Below are 16626 nucleotides of genomic sequence, written 5' to 3'. Positions count from 1 at the left end.
AGTCCGATTTCTGATTTGGAAATCGGACTTTTTGTTATTAAAACTTTTCTAAAACGATTTTCCCAATAGTACTTCCGCTTTCAAGCAGTGCATGTGCTTTCTTTACGTTTTCAGCTTTAATTGGTGTTAATGTTTCGTTTAGAGTAGTCTTTAAAATGCCTTCATCTAATAGTTCGCTTACTTTATTTAATAGTTCGTGCTGCGTAATCATATCGCCAGTTTCATACATCGCTTTTGTGAACATAAACTCCCAAACGAGTGTAGCACTTTTACTTTTTAAAATACTCATCTCAAGAGGATGTTCATTTTCTACGATAGAGCAAATTTTTCCTTGTGGTTTAATGAGCTCACATATTGCTTGCCAATGTTGATCTGTATTGTTTAAGCAGAAAATATAATCTACATCTTTTAGCCCAAACTCTAATATTTGATCTTGTAAAGGTTGGTGATGGTTAATGATATAATCGGCACCGAATTTTTCAACCCAGTGTATCGTTTCAGTGCGGGATGCAGTTGTGATTACATTTAATCCAGCCCATTTCGCAAGTTGAATTGCAATCGAGCCAACACCACCAGCTCCGCCAATAATTAAAATGTTTTTGAATGTATTCTCATCTTTTTTATTATAATCAATGCCCAAACGTTCGAATAAACCTTCCCACGCCGTAATAGCTGTTAAAGGAATTGCTGCAGATTCCGCATTACTTAACGTTTTTGGTTTTTTACCAACGATTCTTTCATCAACTAAATGATATTCACTATATGTACCTTGCCTCGTAATGCTTCCAGCGTAAAACACTTCGTCGCCTTCTTTAAATAACGTACAACCTTCGCCAGTTTGCACGACAACACCACTAGCATCCCAGCCAAGTATTTTCGCCACATCTTCTTTTTTATCTTTCGGAGAGCGAACTTTTGTATCAACTGGATTAACGGAAATTGCGTTAATTTTAACGAGTATATCTCTTCCTGTAGCAACAGGTCTTTCAACTTCAATATCAATTAAACTGTTTTCCTCTTCAATAGGTAAGTATTCATGTAAACCAATTGCTTTCATCTCTAATCCCTCCATTAAAGTAAGAATCATTTACTTCTTTTATTATAGATGTTGAAATGCCATTATGTAAAAAAGTACACTCTTTTTTATTTATATTGCAATGAAAGTGTAGAAGGAGTTTGTTTCTAAAAAGCAGAATCATTTACTGTGTTACTTTATCGCAAACTAAATGTAAAGGTGGATACATAATGACAGTAAAGAAGCTTTATTTCGTCCCAGCAGGTCGTTGTATGTTAGATCACTCTTCTGTTAACAGTACATTAACACCAGGGAAATTATTAGACTTACCGGTTTGGTGTTATCTTTTGGAGACTGAAGAAGGACCTATTTTAGTAGATACAGGTATGCCAGAAAGTGCAGTTAATAATGAAGGTTTGTTTAACGGTACATTTGTCGAAGGACAGGTTTTACCAAAAATGACTGAAGAAGATAGAATCGTGAATATTTTAAAGCGCGTTGGTTATGAGCCGGAAGACCTTCTTTATATTATTAGTTCTCACTTGCATTTTGATCATGCAGGAGGAAATGGCGCTTTTATAAATACACCAATCATTGTACAGCGTGCTGAATATGAGGCGGCACAACATAGTGAAGAATATATGAAAGAATGTAAATTGCCCAATTTAAACTACAAAATCATTGAGGGGGATTATGAAGTCGTACCAGGAGTTCAATTATTGTATACACCAGGACATACTCCGGGGCATCAGTCGCTATTCATTGAGACAGAGAACTCTGGTCCAGTGTTATTAACAATCGATGCATCGTATACAAAAGAAAATTTTGAAGATGAAGTGCCATTTGCGGGATTTGATCCAGAATTAGCTTTATCTTCAATTAAACGTTTAAAAGAAGTTGTGATAAAAGAGAAGCCAATTGTTTTCTTTGGGCATGATATAGAGCAGGAAAAGGGATGTAAAGTGTTCCCTGAATATATATAGTGCAAAAAGTCATGAGCTCACTTGCTCATGACTTTTTCGTTTAGATAATTTTTTTAAATAAGTTATAAACTTTTTTGGAACTGTCTTCATTTAATTGATAGTACGTAAGGTTTACATCATCAAGAGTATCTTGCTGAGCGATCATTACTTCACTACTGTGATGATCAACTACCCAAATGAAATATTTTTTATAAGTTCCATCCTCGAAAGTAATCCACATATCACAATCTATTAAATCTGATCCTTCTTCATCTAATGTTAATTTTCCTTTTTTGGCGGTATCCATACTGTTAATGAATGTTTTTAATTCATCTGTTTTTGTGAGAAAGATATCTTTTTTTGTTTTAATTGACTCGACATGTATATCTTTTATTTCCTGCTTTCCTAAAAAGACAGGGGGCTCATTTGGGTCTCTTTGAGTTGAAATGATAGTAGCCTTCTTCTTTGGCTTATTTGCTGTATAGAAGTCTTGAATAGATTTCCCAAAGTTGAAAAACCATACGATACCAAATATAATCAATACGCTACCGAGCAGTAAAATGATTTTCTTAATAGAATATTCTCCTCTCTATTACTTCGTATAAAGAGCTTTTCTATTAATATATGATAGGTAAGCGTAAAGTATTATAGTTGAACTTGGTTATTCTGCACAGTTTTAACAGGGCGATCTACGAGTAAATTGTAAGTTAGCCCAATTAGTACGAAAATGCCACCGACAACTTTTCCCATTGATAGTTCGTGTGACAAGATGAAATCAATGATAGTCCCCGCAAATAATTGTCCGATAAAGATGAGTAACGTTAAATAAAATGCTGATATTTTAGGCGTAATATAGTTCGATAACGAGATGACGATAACGCCTACTAATCCGCCTAAGTAAACAGCGATAGGAATAGATTGCAACGTATGGCTAGGAATATAAAATGAATCTGAACTGAAAATTAAAAATAACATAGAGAAAAATAATCCAGTAATATAATTAAAAAACGTGCCTTCCCAATTTCCAATCTTCGCTGCTAAATTCGCGTTAATAATTCTAGCAACAACGATAGAAACACCAGCTAAAATAGCGATAGTAATATATAACATTTTCTTGCCTCCATTAATAAATTGTCATGATTATAATTCCGGAAGAGATGAAACATAATCCAATTAGTTTTTTCTTTTCAAACTTTGCAACTTTCATTCCTAATAAGCCGAAATGGTCAATAACGATGGAAGCGATAGATTGACCGAGTAAACTTAATGCGATCGTAATAGAGGCACCAAGGACGGAGAAACTTATATTATTAAAAAGAACAGTGAATACTCCAATCGCACCAGCGCTATATAAAAAAAGTGGAATGCTTTTATCAAAATAAATTTTATTTTTGTTAATGATTAAAATGAAGATAACTGCAATTAAACCGACAAGGTGGATGACAACGCTCGCTGTGTACTTGCCAATTAACTCAGATAAAATCCCATTCAATGGAAGCATAACGGCGATGAGCACACCAATAAAGACAGAAAGAAAGTTATACAATGTAATATCCCCTTTGTATTTCATATTTGTAATGACTGTATCACGTTGAAATTGTGTATTACTATGACATATGTCATAGTGGAAGGAGAAAATTTTGATTACAATGGGGAGTAGTTGTAAAGGCGGGGGAACTATGAAGAAAGTATGTAATTCAATTAAATTAGCAAATTATATGAAACAAAATAATATTGATTCATTTTTTAGTCATGATATGAAACCGTATATGGAACTCATATTTTTTAAAAAGAATGAGTTTATTTGTAGAGAAAATGAAGAGATAGATTGTTTATTTTTCTTCGTTGAAGGAAAAGCGAAAGCGTTTAATACATTAAGTAACGGGAAATCTGTATTGCTATGTTTTTATGATAGTTTGCAGCTGTTAGGAGATGTGGAGTTAATTCATTCTCAAAAGACTGCTTCAAACGTACAAGTAATGGCAGATTCATATTGTGTTGGTTTACCTTTAGGAAAAGTGAGAAATCAACTATTTCATGATGCGAAATTTTTACGATGTATTTGTGGATCGTTAGCACATAAGTTAAATCGACTTTCAAAAAATAGTACAATTAATTTACTATATCCACTTGAAAATAGACTTGCGAGTTACATGTTAGCAGCAGGGGAACGAGCGGTGCAGCACGGAAATCGAATTGTATTTAGTGGGAATTTAACAGAGACAGCTGAATTGTTAGGAACGAGTTATCGACACCTATTACGTACATTAAATGTTTTTTGTGATAAAGAGATTATAAAAAAGAACAATGGTTGCTTTGAAGTAGTGAATGTTGATGTTTTGAGGGAATTGGCGGCAGATGTTTATAAATAGGAGGAGATAATAAATGATTACACCTATATTTAGAATTTTTGATGTTGAAAAAGCAAAGCTATTTTACTTAGATTTTTTAGGGTTTAAAATGGATTGGGAACATCGGTATGAGGAACATATGCCATTATATATACAAATTTCGTTACATGATGCTGTAATACATTTATCAGAACATCATGGGGATGCTTCGCCAGGCGGTGCGATTCGCGTGAAAATAGAGGGGTTAAAAAGTTATTATACTAGTTTATCAAGTAAAGATTATGCCTATGCAAAACCTGATATAGAGAGCACACCGTGGGATACAATGGAATTAACTGTGATTGATCCGTTTTTTAATAGAATTATATTTTATGAGGAGAGGGTCTAGGATTAGCACTACTAAGCCTTTATTAGATTGACCTGGTGAGTTAATGGCTTGGCGAATAAAATAATGAACTACTCGTGGAAATATGGAGCAAAAAAATAGATCAGTAGCAGCGACTACTGATCATCCATATGTACATGAATTAGGAGAGGTCAAACATTTATTAACTTTATTATAATAGATTTTTATAAGAATAAAAACTGAAAATTCTAATTTTATGTTGAGAAAGTTTTTTGTATCGAAATATATAAAAGAATAGGGGTTTTTAGTAAAAGGAAATATGATATTTATATTTTAATAAATTATGATATAGTTTATTAAGAATAGATTACATAAAATGTTATTTTGTTGCATATTTAGGAAGGGGGGATTGTTGTGAAGTTTGATGATCAACGCCTACTAGGAGTACGATTAGGTTCTATACTTGTAACAGAGGAGAATCAATATTTAGTAATTAAGAAAAAAGATCATTATGCACTTTTAAATATACATAATTTAGAATGCACACATGTTGAAGTGCAGCTAGAACATATTGAAGAAATGTTGCAGGAAGATTTCCAAGAAAGTATAACGGAGATTATCGCACCAGAACATATAAAAATTGTTGCGAAAAATATAATATAAGTAAAGAAGCTGGAAGGAACAGCTTCTTTCTTTTCATTATAAGGATAACGTTTTTAACACTTCACCAATAATCCCTTCCATTTGATGAACACCTAAGTCAGTGTTAGTCATTATAACAGCACCATTACCTCGGTATGGATAGCATATCATCATACATTGAAATCCCACGCCCCATCCAAGTGAATGCATTTGTAAGTCTTCGTTAGAATCATCTAGAAAGATACCTAATCCAGTCCATTTTGAACAACCTTGAGGAGAAAGCATATCTTGTACTAATTTTTGAGCAAGTTTTAGTTTGCCCTTTCCTTGTAAGGAATGAATGATTTCGATAACTAAAGCTGATAAGTCTGTTGGTGTTGTCCAAATACCTGAAGCGGCTGCGAATGGATAAAATGGATATTTTTCATCTGTGACAATCCCATCCTTATTATGCCTACAAGCAAAGGCCTCCATTTTATTTATATCTTCAGGAGGGAATAGCATACTATTTTTCAGTTGCAGTGGCTGAAAGATATATTCTTCAAGTAAAAGGTTAAATGGTTTTCCAGTTATATCTTCAAGTAGTAATTCGATAATACAAAAGTTTGCATCAGAGTAGTGAAATTCATTTTCTGATTTATAAGTTATTTCTATCGGTACTGAACAATATGATGTTTTACCAGCAAGGATTTCGGACATGCTTGGTCGCCCTTGTGCAAGTGTATAATGCTCAAAACTATTAGGAGGATCAATAATTCCAGATTGGTGACTTAATAAATTTCGTAATGTAACTTTTGTCTGTGAGGTAAATAGATTGGTAGGTATGTTCCAAGATGTAAGTCTATCATTTACGTCTTCATCTAAATGTATGATTTCTTGATCTGATAACGTTAGTACGAGCATTGTAGTGATGAATTTACTAATTGAACAAGAGTTGAATATAGAATTCGTAGTGATAGTTCTAGTTGTTCCAGATTCAAGTGTTCCAAAAGCAGCGACTTTGTCTAGTGTACCATCACGTATAACGGCAAGGCTTAAACCTGCAACGGAATATTGGTTCATTTTCTCGTATATATTGTTACTTTTTAAGTTCATAGTGACTCCTTTCTTTAAAAAGACAGAATGTTAGTTCTATTGTACAGTAATAAATAGAGAGAATGAGAGAAAAAGAAAAAACTTCATCTTTTATCGATGAAGTTCTTTTAGTTAATTCGAAGTGAATGCTTTAAAAAATTTGTCTCGGTACATGTACATTAACCATGAGGCTGTTAGTAAGGAAATAATGCTTACTTTGTTTTTAATTGGCGCATTGAAAACAAGCCAGCCAACGATATCAAATAATAAATGTAGTGCAATTGAAAGAACTACAAATTGTAGTAACGTATTTAAAAATCTTTTCATAAAGTGTCCCCTTAAAATAAAAAGTTTTATCAACAGTGTTGTATAATTACTATTATACATTAAATGTGTTTCATGGTAAAATTTACATAAGATAGTGAAATAAAACAAATGAAAGCTAATAGGGGGGATAGTCATGGGATTTTGGATGATCATACCGATAGCGGTCTTTGGGTTTATTTATATTGTTGAGAAATTAAATAAAATCGAAAAGAAAACGGATGCACGTTTAAAGAGGATGGAAGATAGATTACAGCTAATTACGAAAGAAATGGGAATTATAGATAGAGAACCTGAAATTAATAAAGAGTTACGCCAGCTTATGGAAGAAGGAAAAACAGTTACAGCAGTTAAGAGAGTAAGAGAGGCTTTTGGGTTTTCTTTACTAGAAGCGAAGCAATATGTTGATAAATTATAAAAAAGATCATCCATTTGGGTGATCTTTTTTCAATGCACCATGCGTGTATTTACATAAGCAGCGATTATAACGTGGCCAATTATAATGATAGGAAATAAGATTTTGACATTAGGAGTAGTGAAGACACTACCAATTGTGGCAATAGCACCGGCAGTTAAATTATAAAGACCAACTATTTTTGATAACTTACCTTTATCTGGCACACGGCGTTCGTTGAATCCTGATAAGAGCCAAGTGTATTGTTTAACTCCGATGAAATAGGCTAGTGCAAATGAAATAATTGCTACTATGAATAATGATGGGGAAGCGAAGAGGGCCATTGAAAACACCTCCGTTAAAGGGTTATAAATAAATTATAGTATGAATGTTATAATTTAACAAAATATAAGTGTAATAGAAAACAGAGTATTTATCATGAAGGGAGATTAAGTATGAATATTGTGGAATTCCAGAGATATGTATCAAATTTCAGTAAAGAAAAAGGATTTCAAGATACAACAATTGAAGAGCGTATAATGTATGCAATGACGGAATTAGGTGAACTAGCGGAAGTCATATTAAAGCGTGATAAAATGCAAGATGCAAAAAAAGAAATTGGGTTAGAAATATTTGATGTAATTTGGAATGTATGTGATTTAGCAAATAAATTAAATATTGATTTAGAGAAGGCGTTTGAAGAAAAAATGAAAATTAATAAAAATCGTGAATGGTAAGTAGAATTTTAATTTGTAAAAATGGGTGATATGAATGAAAAAGAAGCTTTTTATAGGAGGAATCTTTACCTTAATTAGTGTAATAAGTGTTATCGCTTACTTAGTTTTTCAAGGCATATTCATTCCGAATCAAATAAGTGCTGATAAGTATGAAATAAAAGGTGTAGATGTCGCATCGTATCAAGGGGATATAGATTGGAGAGAGTTGGAAAAGCAAAATATGAAGTTTGCGTTTATAAAGGCTACTGAAGGAAGCTCGTTTGTGGATGAGTACTTTTCAAAAAATTGGACGAGTGCAAATAAGACAGGTATGCGCATCGGAGCGTATCATTTTTTTAGTTTCGATAGTAAGGGTGAAACACAAGCAGAGCAATTTATACGAACTGTTCCAAAATATAAACAAGCACTGCCCCCCGTAATTGATGTTGAGTTTTACGCTAACAAAAAAGATAATCCGCCTAAGCGTGAAGATGTTACGAAAGAGTTGTCGGTCATGATTGAAATGCTAGAAAAACATTATGGTAAGAAAGTAATATTGTATGCAACACAAGAAGCGTATGATTTATATATAAAGGGTGCGTATCTAAAATGTGATATATGGATTCGTAGTGTTCTTACAAAACCAAGTTTATCTGATGAGAGAAACTGGACGTTTTGGCAATACACGAACCGCGGGAAATTAAGCGGTTATAATGGAAAAGAAAAGTATATTGATTTAAATGTGTTTTATGGGAATGAGGAAGAGTTTGAGAATTATGGAATGGAAGATTAAGTTTTAAAGTGTACAAAATTTTGTACACTTTTTTTGTTAATTACATAAAAATATGCAAATGAAGATGGAACAAACATTTGAGATGAATTGTCTAATATAGGTAATAACTATTTAGCTTGAAAGAAAGGGTTGATAACATGAAAAAGAATACGTTGTTAAAAGTAGGATTATGTGTAAGTTTACTAGGAACAACTCAATTTGTTAGCACAATTTCTTCTGTACAAGCATCACAAAAGGTAGAGCAAAAAGTAATAAAAAATGAGAAGGGAACCATTTCAATATCTCAGTTAAACAAAAAGGTATGGGTTCATACGGAGTTAGGTTATTTTAATGGAGAAGCAGTTCCTTCGAACGGTCTAGTTCTTAATACTTCTAAAGGGTTAGTACTTGTTGATTCTTCTTGGGATGACAAATTAACGAAGGAACTAATAGAAATGGTAGAAAAGAAATTTCAGAAGCGCGTAACGGATGTCATTATTACACATGCGCACGCTGATCGAATTGGCGGAATAAAAACGTTGAAAGAAAGAGGCATTAAAGCGCATAGTACAGCATTAACTGCAGAACTAGCAAAGAAAAGTGGATATGAAGAGCCGCTTGGAGATTTACAAACAATTACGAGTTTGAAGTTTGGCAATACAAAAGTAGAAACGCTCCATCCAGGGAAAGGACATACAGAAGATAATATTGTTGTTTGGTTGCCACAATATAAAATTTTAGCTGGAGGCTGTTTAGTGAAATCTGCGGAAGCAAAAGATTTAGGAAATGTTGCGGATGCATACGTAAATGAATGGTCTACATCGATTGAGAATGTGCTGAAGCGATATGGAAATATAAATTCGGTAGTACCTGGTCATGGAGAAGTAGGAGACAGAGGATTACTTTTACATACATTGGATTTATTAAAATAAGAAATTGTAGAAATACAAAAGAGAGGAGAAATAATTTTCTCCTTTCTTTCTTCTAACTATATTTAAATGCTGAATCTGTCGATTACGCCAGCATGTATTACTGAGATTTTAATTCCAAGTATACAAATACTAGAACTGTCATAATTGCTATAACAACATAAGTAGCATCAAGCATTATAAGTGTTTTTAAAGTTTCAGTCATTCTAATTCACCCCTGTTATAAAAATATAACATGATCTTTTTATTGATTAGATAAGAGATCATAAAGATAAAATGTATATGAAATTTCTTAAGTAGTTTCTATATAAATATATCATATAAATAATGTAAGTAATGTTAAGATAGTGTAAATGTATTGTAAATAAAAGGCTTTACAATAAAGGCTTTAATAAAAAATGATAGTTCCTTAAAATAAAAAATACGCTATTCTTTCTATTGAATGATAGAAAGAATAGCGTTTTTGTATGTCTATTTTCATATGTGATGAATTGCAACTATTTGTATAAGGATTCAAAAAATTTTCGTTGTATATATTTCTCCAAATTAATTATTTAGCTATTTAAAAGTATCGAAAGATGTGTGCACACTAATGTATATTTTTTAGTGTCAATAAAAATATTATGTCAACAATATGAACTGTCACAAATCTTTATATATTATTGTGATTGATATCACATCACTTTTTTTCAATGGGTATTATGCTTAAGGTGTAATGAATGATTGGGAGAGGGTGGGATGATATGTTTTGTTATCAATGTGAACAAACGCCAACAGGCGGATGTAAAGTAATGGGTGTTTGTGGTAAGAATGAAACGATTGCGAGTTTACAAGATACGATTGTGTTTGGGCTAAAAGGAATTGCAGCTTATCGCACACATGCTGCTCAGCTAGGGTATACGGATGCATTTGTAGATGCTACAACACAAGAAGCTTTATATATGACATTAACAAATTCTAATTTTAACGAACAAGAGCATATTGATATGGCTATGAAAGTTGGGAAATCAGCTTTACGGGTGATGGAGTTATTGGATGAGGCACATACGAATCATTTTGGTGTGCCAGAGCCTGTACAAATTACACAAAATCGTGTAGAAGGTAAAGCAATTGTAGTTACGGGTCATAATTTATTTGCATTAGAAGAACTATTAAAGCAAACAGAAGGAAAAGACATTAATATTTATACGCATTCTGAAATGCTACCAGCACACGGATACCCGCAGCTGAAAAAATATAAACATTTAAAAGGAAACATCGGTAAGGCATGGTATGATCAAAGACGCCTTTTTGAAAAATTTACGGGTGCCATATTAGCTACAACGAACTGTGTTATGCCAATTAAAGGCTCGTACTCTGATCGATTCTTTTCATATGACATTGCAGGTTTAGAAGGTGTACAAAAAATTGAAAATGATGATTTTACACCATTAATTCAAAAAACGCTAGAACTTCCAGAAGTACATATGGAGTCGGATGAACAGTTAGTGACAGGGTTTCATCATAATACAGTATTATCATTAGCTCCAGAAATTATTGATGCAGTAAAAGAAGGGAAAATAAAGCGTTTCTTTGTTATCGCCGGTTGTGATGCACCGGGAAAAGGCGGAGAATATTATCGTGAATTAGCAACGTCACTTCCGCCAGAAACGGTTATTTTAACAACTTCTTGCGGGAAATTCCGCTTTAATGATGTGGATTACGGTGTTGTACCTGGTACGGAAATTCCGCGTTATATTGATTTAGGACAGTGCAATAATTCAATTTCTACAGTGAAAATAGCGGCTGCTTTAGCTAATGCTTTTCAATGTGAAGTGAATGAATTGCCAGTAAGTATTGTCCTATCATGGTTTGAACAAAAAGCGGTTGCCATTTTACTAGGGCTATTTAGTCTTGGGATTCAAGATATTCGCATCGGTCCAAAGGCTCCTGAATTTATTTCACCTGGCGTGCTTGATGTATTACAAGAAACATTTGGTTTAAAACTAATTACAAATGCAGCAGAAGACATGGCTATGATGTTATCGTAACGGAAAAGATGTTTTCACTTAATTGTAGTTTTATAAATCATTTGTATGTGTGTGAGTAAACGTACATACAAATGATTATTAATAAAGAAAATCTGCTATATCTATAAATTTTATAATTTTATAAAGCTTTTAAAGTGTAACACCACATGCCCATCACCTTAAGATTTTAAGTATCCCCAAAACGAAATTTCTACATGAATATCTATAATTTTACCTCTTTTTCATTTGATTTGAAAATAAGCTTTCTATTTTTAAAAACCAACGATACCACCTCAAATTATATGAATAAAATCCATTCATTTATTAGGAAAATGGATTGAAAATAATAAGGTAGACTAAAAAGTAAAATATTATTTATGATAATCATTCTTTTATAAAATTTAAATTGGAAATAGCCCTACTCATTTTCAAAATGGAGGGGCTTTTTTTACTGTAAAATCAATATCTGCAGCTTATTTTTGTTGAAAAAATTCTCATTCTTATTTTGATAGTGATATGGGTACATATACATGCCCATCAATCTTTTATTATGAAGTAGCCCTTGAATATATTGTTTTTTATTGACAGACATAAAAATGATTCATTTGCTGTATTGATAATTTATAGACGTTATAATAAAATGTTTATGTATATGCAAACTTAATTTATTTTTGTTTGGTTTTATTGGGAGGTTAGGCAGTGTTAATAACAATAAAATAATGGATATATCACCTGCAAAAAGAATGAAACCAATACGGAGAAGATGATTTCGTTAAAAATTCGAAAAATAAGCATTATTAGCTCTTGAAGAAAAATGACTAGAAAAATTACAAGCATATGGAAAATAGGGTTATACAAAAAGTCCTAAAGGGGGACGGAATTATGGAGAAAAGAAAGTATTCAGTAACACCACAAGATCGAATGAATTATGTATTAGGTCTTTATTCTGCAGATCAACAAATTAATGCAGTTCTTTATTTTCCTGTAGGTATATCCAAGGAAATACTTGAAGAATCAGTAAGGATAACGTTGCAATTGCAACCAGTTTTGAACAGCCAGTTTGTAGAAAATGATATTCCTTACTGGGAGGAACATTCATCTGACACTAACTCATCTATTTGCTTTTTTGCAGAAGGAAATAATCAAGAACTTGAAATAATGGCAATAGATTTTATTAAAGAACCTGGTGATCGTATACAGGGGCCTATGGTTCAAACGAAATTATTACGGGGCACTACAACAGATATGTTAGTTGTGAAATTATCTCATCTATGTTCAGATGGTGCAGGAGTCAAGGAATATATTAAATTGCTTGGAACAATATATACGCACCTTTCATTGGGACGGTCTAAGAAGCAAATTATAAAGGAATTTGATGAGGGAAATGAGAGTTGTCGAGATCAATCACATGTATTCAAATACGCTGGAATATCGGACATAAAAAGTGCGTATCGTCCTAACCAAGAACAACAGGCATCGTTATGGTCTTTTCCATCTCAACCTAACAAAAATAAATTTCCCCAAATGTCCGTACGGCGATTGAGCCATGAGCAAACTCTACGTTTAACCCAATGGACAAAAGCACAACAGGCTACCTTGAATGATGTAATCATGACTGCATACTTCCGAGTTTTATCACATTTCACTGTGTATGCAGAACCTCGCACTGCAGAAAAAATGATTGGCTTGACAATTGATTTACGTCGATATCTGCCTAATAATACAACTGGTGCTATTTGCAACTTATCCGGTATGGAAATGCCAGTGATTAAAATGGAAGACGATGAAACATTTAAGCAGACTCTTGTTCGAGTTAAACAATCAATGGATAAAATAAAGTCTCAAAATCCAGGTCTTTCTTCAGCAGCAGGAATGGAGCTACTGGCAGAAATGAAGCTATCTACAGTGAAGGAAATGTATAATCAGCAATATGAACAGGCTGTACAGATGGGGATGGCGTTGCCATTACTGACAAATTTGGGAGTGATCGCTGAGGAACCTATTCAGTTTGGTCAAATTCAAGCTGAGGATGGGTATATGGCATCACCTATTATGTATGCACCATTCTTTTCAATGGGAGTAAGCTCTTATAATGGAAGACTTACATTTACGATTGGTTATCATGCGCCGGATACATCAAAAGAAAAGGTAGAAAAATTTTTAGATAGTGTTGTTAATCAACTATCAGAAATAAAATAAAAGAGAATATAGAGAACAAATTTCTAACAGAATTGTATTTTAGGGGCTCGTATCATGTACGGATAATCTCTGGGAATTTTCTCTGACCGTACTTGCCTTTATGCTTTATATGCAATGGGAATGGTAGTGAGAAACAATTTGTATCGTGAAAAAACAAGATATATCGGTATGAAAACAATAAAGCAGTGCTGATTTAAATTACACTTTGAATCAGCGCTGTTTTACTAGTTTGATGGCCCTTACAACAAAAAAAGGAGACTGTATCCGGTTAGGGTAAAGCGGATTTTTAATTTTTTTGAAAATAAAGTTGACATCCACAACTACTTAGTCATACAATGTAGTTGTAATAAGTAATACTGAATAGTGTAGCTTTACTCAAAAGCTATTCGGTAAAAATTCGCCTTAGTACTCTGTAATACTGAATATAAGTCAGACAGAATAGGGGGTAAAGGAGGATCAGGACATGGAAAATTTAACTGAAATGCTGAAAGGTTCACTGGAAGGGTGTGTACTGGAAATCATTAGTCGCCGTGAAACGTATGGCTATGAGATTACCCGCCATCTGAATGATCTTGGGTTTACCGAAGTTGTGGAAGGTACGGTGTATACCATCCTTGTACGATTAGAGAAGAAAAAGCTTGTGAATATTGAAAAGAAACCATCAGATATGGGACCGCCTCGTAAGTTTTATTCATTAAATGAAGAGGGCCGCCAAGAGCTTGAATTGTTTTGGAAAAAATGGGATTTTGTAACGTCAAAAATTAACGTCTTGAAGTCAAAATAGGTTCATAAGATAAAATGTTCCGGCCGATACTTTGGGAATTTCTTGTTCGGTTTTATAAAAAAGGAGGAAAATAAGATGTTAGAAATGTTTAAAAAGTTAATTGGTGATAAAAAAGAGTACAAAATGATGATGGCACGAGTTGAGGCTCTGCCAGAGGACTACCAGTTTGTATTTAAGAAAATTCAAAACTACATGTGGAATTTCTCAGCGGGTAACGGGATGGATATGTTACACATACAGTATGAATTAATCGATTTGTTCGAAGCGGGTGCAGCGGAAGGAAGACAAGTGCTTGACATTACTGGGGATGACGTGGCTTCCTTTGCTGACGAACTAGTGGCAAACGCTAAAACTTACGTCTCCAAGTATCGTGAAGATTTGAATGAAAGTATTATGAAGAAATTGAGAAAAAAATAAATGGAATAAGTAATAACGACTGATTAGCTGGTTACACATATGAATTGCATCATAGCTATTCAGTTATATTTTTAACTCGGTACTAAGTAATACAGAATATCAGTGATACTAAATAGGTAGAGGTAAATAAATTATCTTCGCAAAACATTTTATAGGGAGGAAAAAAGTATGAGTAATGCAGCGATTTCTGTAAAAAGCTTGAAAAAATCCTTTAAAGACAAGGGAGTTTTAAAAGGGGTAGATTTTGAGGTGCAGCGTGGAGAAATTTTCGCGTTGCTAGGCTCAAATGGAGCGGGAAAGACGACAACGGTCAATATCCTTTCGACGCTAATGAAGCAAGATGATGGTGAAGTGAGTATTTGCGGTTTTGACGTCCAGCGACAACCAGATTATGTTCGTCAAAGCATCAGTTTGACAGGACAGTTCGCAGCTTTAGACGGCATGCTTACTGGAAGGGAAAACTTGATAATGATCGCTAAGTTACGTGGTGTTTCCAATCCCGCACAAGTTGCTGATAATCTACTTGCAAGATTTAGTCTGACTGATGCGGCCAACCAGAGGGCAGATCAGTATTCAGGAGGGATGAAGCGCCGGCTTGATATCGCAATGAGTTTGATTGGGGCGCCAGCAGTTATTTTTCTCGACGAACCAACGACCGGACTTGATCCAGAAGCGCGGATCGAAGTGTGGGATACAGTAAAGGAACTTGCCGGTAGCGGTACAACTATTTTGCTTACGACTCAGTACTTGGAGGAAGCAGAACAACTGGCAGACCGTATCGCTATTTTGCATGGCGGAAAAATTATTACGACAGGTACTCTTGCTGAACTGAAAGAGATGTTCCCACCGGCAAAAGTGGAGTATATCGAAAAGCAACCGACATTGGAAGAAATATTCCTTGCGATTATTGGCAAAAAGGAGGAGATGTAAATGAAAAGTAAAACAGGTGTATTACTAGGTCGTTTAATGCGTAACATTATGCGCAGTCCGGATACAATTATTACAGTAGCGATTACACCGATTATGATGATGCTATTATTTGTCTACGTGTTTGGCGGCGCAATAAAAACTGGAACGGAAAACTACGTTAATTATTTATTGCCGGGAATTTTGCTAATGGCTATCGCATCCGGTGTAGCTTACACTTCCGTGCGACTCTTTACGGATGTAAAGAGTGGGCTGATGGCACGTTTCATTACGATGCCTATTAAGCGCTCATCGATATTGTGGGCTCACGTTCTAACCTCTCTGGTTGCTAATGTACTTACTATCGTGGTGGTTATTCTTGTTGCACTCTTAATGGGTTTCCGTTCCAGTGCTAATATTCTAGATTGGCTCGCGGTAGCTGGGATACTTGGGATGTTTACGCTGGCGCTAACATGGCTAGCTATCATTCCAGGATTGAAAGCGAGGTCTATGGAAGGTGCGACTGCTTACTCGTACCCGCTAGTTTTTCTTCCATTTATTAGTTCGGCCTTTGTGCCTACCGAAACGATGCCAAAAATTGTTCGTGCGTTTGCAGAGAATCAGCCTGTAACTTCAATCGTGAATGCGATTCGTGCTCTTTTATATGAAGGAACTGTTGGAAACGATATTTGGATTGCGCTTGCTTGGTGCGTAGGTATAATGGTCATCTCTTACTTTTTCGCCAGTAAAGCATTTAAACGTCAGTTAGGGTAAGAAACGTGATAA

The 16626-nt window shown here is 34.2% G+C and carries 21 protein-coding genes; 14 read left to right on the top strand and 7 right to left on the bottom strand.

The window, feature by feature from the left end:
* Nucleotides 1-37: 37 nt before the first annotated feature.
* Nucleotides 38-1057, bottom strand: a complete 1020-nt coding sequence (locus MHI26_RS17410) for a zinc-binding alcohol dehydrogenase family protein (RefSeq protein WP_000643748.1) — start codon at nucleotides 1055-1057, stop codon at nucleotides 38-40.
* 188 nt (nucleotides 1058-1245) lie between these two features.
* Here MHI26_RS17410 and aiiA point away from each other — a divergent pair, with 188 nt between their 5' ends.
* Nucleotides 1246-1998, top strand: a complete 753-nt coding sequence (gene aiiA, locus MHI26_RS17405) for a quorum-quenching N-acyl homoserine lactonase AiiA (RefSeq protein WP_000216613.1) — start codon at nucleotides 1246-1248, stop codon at nucleotides 1996-1998.
* A gap of 40 nt (nucleotides 1999-2038) precedes the next feature.
* On the opposite strand, the gene MHI26_RS17400 is transcribed toward aiiA, so the two are convergent.
* From MHI26_RS17400 to MHI26_RS17390, 3 genes are all read right to left on the bottom strand, one after another.
* The gene (locus MHI26_RS17400) at nucleotides 2039-2533 is read right to left on the bottom strand and encodes a hypothetical protein (protein WP_061666682.1); all 495 of its coding nucleotides are present in this window, start codon (nucleotides 2531-2533) and stop codon (nucleotides 2039-2041) included.
* Between the two features lie 89 nt (nucleotides 2534-2622).
* Nucleotides 2623-3087, bottom strand: a complete 465-nt coding sequence (locus MHI26_RS17395) for a DMT family transporter (protein WP_000965801.1) — start codon at nucleotides 3085-3087, stop codon at nucleotides 2623-2625.
* A 13-nt stretch (nucleotides 3088-3100) separates the two neighbouring features.
* Complete coding sequence (locus MHI26_RS17390; protein ID WP_002096403.1) at nucleotides 3101-3547, bottom strand: DMT family transporter; 447 nt, start codon at nucleotides 3545-3547, stop codon at nucleotides 3101-3103.
* A gap of 109 nt (nucleotides 3548-3656) precedes the next feature.
* Here MHI26_RS17390 and MHI26_RS17385 point away from each other — a divergent pair, with 109 nt between their 5' ends.
* From MHI26_RS17385 to MHI26_RS17375, 3 genes are all read left to right on the top strand, one after another.
* Complete coding sequence (locus tag MHI26_RS17385) at nucleotides 3657-4349, top strand: cyclic nucleotide-binding domain-containing protein (RefSeq protein ID WP_042973379.1); 693 nt, start codon at nucleotides 3657-3659, stop codon at nucleotides 4347-4349.
* A gap of 13 nt (nucleotides 4350-4362) precedes the next feature.
* Nucleotides 4363-4716, top strand: coding sequence for a glyoxalase superfamily protein (locus tag MHI26_RS17380; RefSeq protein WP_000632415.1), 354 nt, complete (start codon nucleotides 4363-4365; stop codon nucleotides 4714-4716).
* Nucleotides 4717-5088: 372 nt separating this feature from the next.
* Nucleotides 5089-5337: a hypothetical protein gene (locus MHI26_RS17375; protein ID WP_000666937.1), complete on the top strand. Its 249-nt coding sequence runs from the start codon at nucleotides 5089-5091 to the stop codon at nucleotides 5335-5337.
* Nucleotides 5338-5373: 36 nt separating this feature from the next.
* On the opposite strand, the gene MHI26_RS17370 is transcribed toward MHI26_RS17375, so the two are convergent.
* Nucleotides 5374-6411: a serine hydrolase domain-containing protein gene (locus tag MHI26_RS17370; RefSeq protein ID WP_061666681.1), complete on the bottom strand. Its 1038-nt coding sequence runs from the start codon at nucleotides 6409-6411 to the stop codon at nucleotides 5374-5376.
* 111 nt (nucleotides 6412-6522) lie between these two features.
* Entirely contained in the window at nucleotides 6523-6717 is a 195-nt protein-coding gene (locus MHI26_RS17365; protein ID WP_000819648.1) for a hypothetical protein, read from the bottom strand.
* 133 nt (nucleotides 6718-6850) lie between these two features.
* Here MHI26_RS17365 and MHI26_RS17360 point away from each other — a divergent pair, with 133 nt between their 5' ends.
* Nucleotides 6851-7132: a hypothetical protein gene (locus tag MHI26_RS17360; protein WP_000508172.1), complete on the top strand. Its 282-nt coding sequence runs from the start codon at nucleotides 6851-6853 to the stop codon at nucleotides 7130-7132.
* A 29-nt stretch (nucleotides 7133-7161) separates the two neighbouring features.
* Here the strand turns inward: MHI26_RS17360 and MHI26_RS17355 are convergent, their stop codons facing one another.
* On the bottom strand, nucleotides 7162-7452 hold the full coding sequence (locus tag MHI26_RS17355; RefSeq protein ID WP_061666680.1) for a DUF3784 domain-containing protein: 291 nt from the start codon (nucleotides 7450-7452) through the stop codon (nucleotides 7162-7164).
* 111 nt (nucleotides 7453-7563) lie between these two features.
* Here MHI26_RS17355 and MHI26_RS17350 point away from each other — a divergent pair, with 111 nt between their 5' ends.
* From MHI26_RS17350 to MHI26_RS17310, 9 genes are all read left to right on the top strand, one after another.
* Nucleotides 7564-7845, top strand: coding sequence for a MazG nucleotide pyrophosphohydrolase domain-containing protein (locus tag MHI26_RS17350; protein WP_061666679.1), 282 nt, complete (start codon nucleotides 7564-7566; stop codon nucleotides 7843-7845).
* A gap of 34 nt (nucleotides 7846-7879) precedes the next feature.
* Nucleotides 7880-8617, top strand: coding sequence for a glycoside hydrolase family 25 protein (locus MHI26_RS17345; protein WP_061666678.1), 738 nt, complete (start codon nucleotides 7880-7882; stop codon nucleotides 8615-8617).
* A gap of 137 nt (nucleotides 8618-8754) precedes the next feature.
* Nucleotides 8755-9528 (top strand): BcII family subclass B1 metallo-beta-lactamase, encoded by a 774-nt coding sequence (bla2, locus tag MHI26_RS17340; protein WP_000742484.1) that lies wholly within the window; start codon nucleotides 8755-8757, stop codon nucleotides 9526-9528.
* Between the two features lie 740 nt (nucleotides 9529-10268).
* A complete protein-coding gene (gene hcp / locus MHI26_RS17335) occupies nucleotides 10269-11555 on the top strand; it encodes a hydroxylamine reductase (RefSeq protein WP_042973382.1) in 1287 nt (428 codons plus the stop codon).
* Between the two features lie 861 nt (nucleotides 11556-12416).
* Nucleotides 12417-13733: a condensation domain-containing protein gene (locus tag MHI26_RS17330; RefSeq protein WP_061666677.1), complete on the top strand. Its 1317-nt coding sequence runs from the start codon at nucleotides 12417-12419 to the stop codon at nucleotides 13731-13733.
* 463 nt (nucleotides 13734-14196) lie between these two features.
* Entirely contained in the window at nucleotides 14197-14517 is a 321-nt protein-coding gene (locus tag MHI26_RS17325) for a PadR family transcriptional regulator (protein WP_061666676.1), read from the top strand.
* 75 nt (nucleotides 14518-14592) lie between these two features.
* Complete coding sequence (locus MHI26_RS17320) at nucleotides 14593-14934, top strand: DUF1048 domain-containing protein (RefSeq protein WP_000891986.1); 342 nt, start codon at nucleotides 14593-14595, stop codon at nucleotides 14932-14934.
* 168 nt (nucleotides 14935-15102) lie between these two features.
* The gene (locus MHI26_RS17315; RefSeq protein ID WP_000063332.1) at nucleotides 15103-15864 is read left to right on the top strand and encodes an ABC transporter ATP-binding protein; all 762 of its coding nucleotides are present in this window, start codon (nucleotides 15103-15105) and stop codon (nucleotides 15862-15864) included.
* Nucleotides 15865-16614, top strand: coding sequence for an ABC transporter permease (locus MHI26_RS17310; RefSeq protein WP_000837816.1), 750 nt, complete (start codon nucleotides 15865-15867; stop codon nucleotides 16612-16614).
* The last annotated feature ends 12 nt before the right edge of the window (nucleotides 16615-16626 follow it).

The sequence above is a fragment of the Bacillus sp. FSL K6-1218 genome, assembly GCF_038006445.1.
Lineage (GTDB): Bacteria > Bacillota > Bacilli > Bacillales > Bacillaceae_G > Bacillus_A > Bacillus_A thuringiensis_S.
This window is presented reverse-complemented; position numbering and strand designations above follow the sequence as displayed.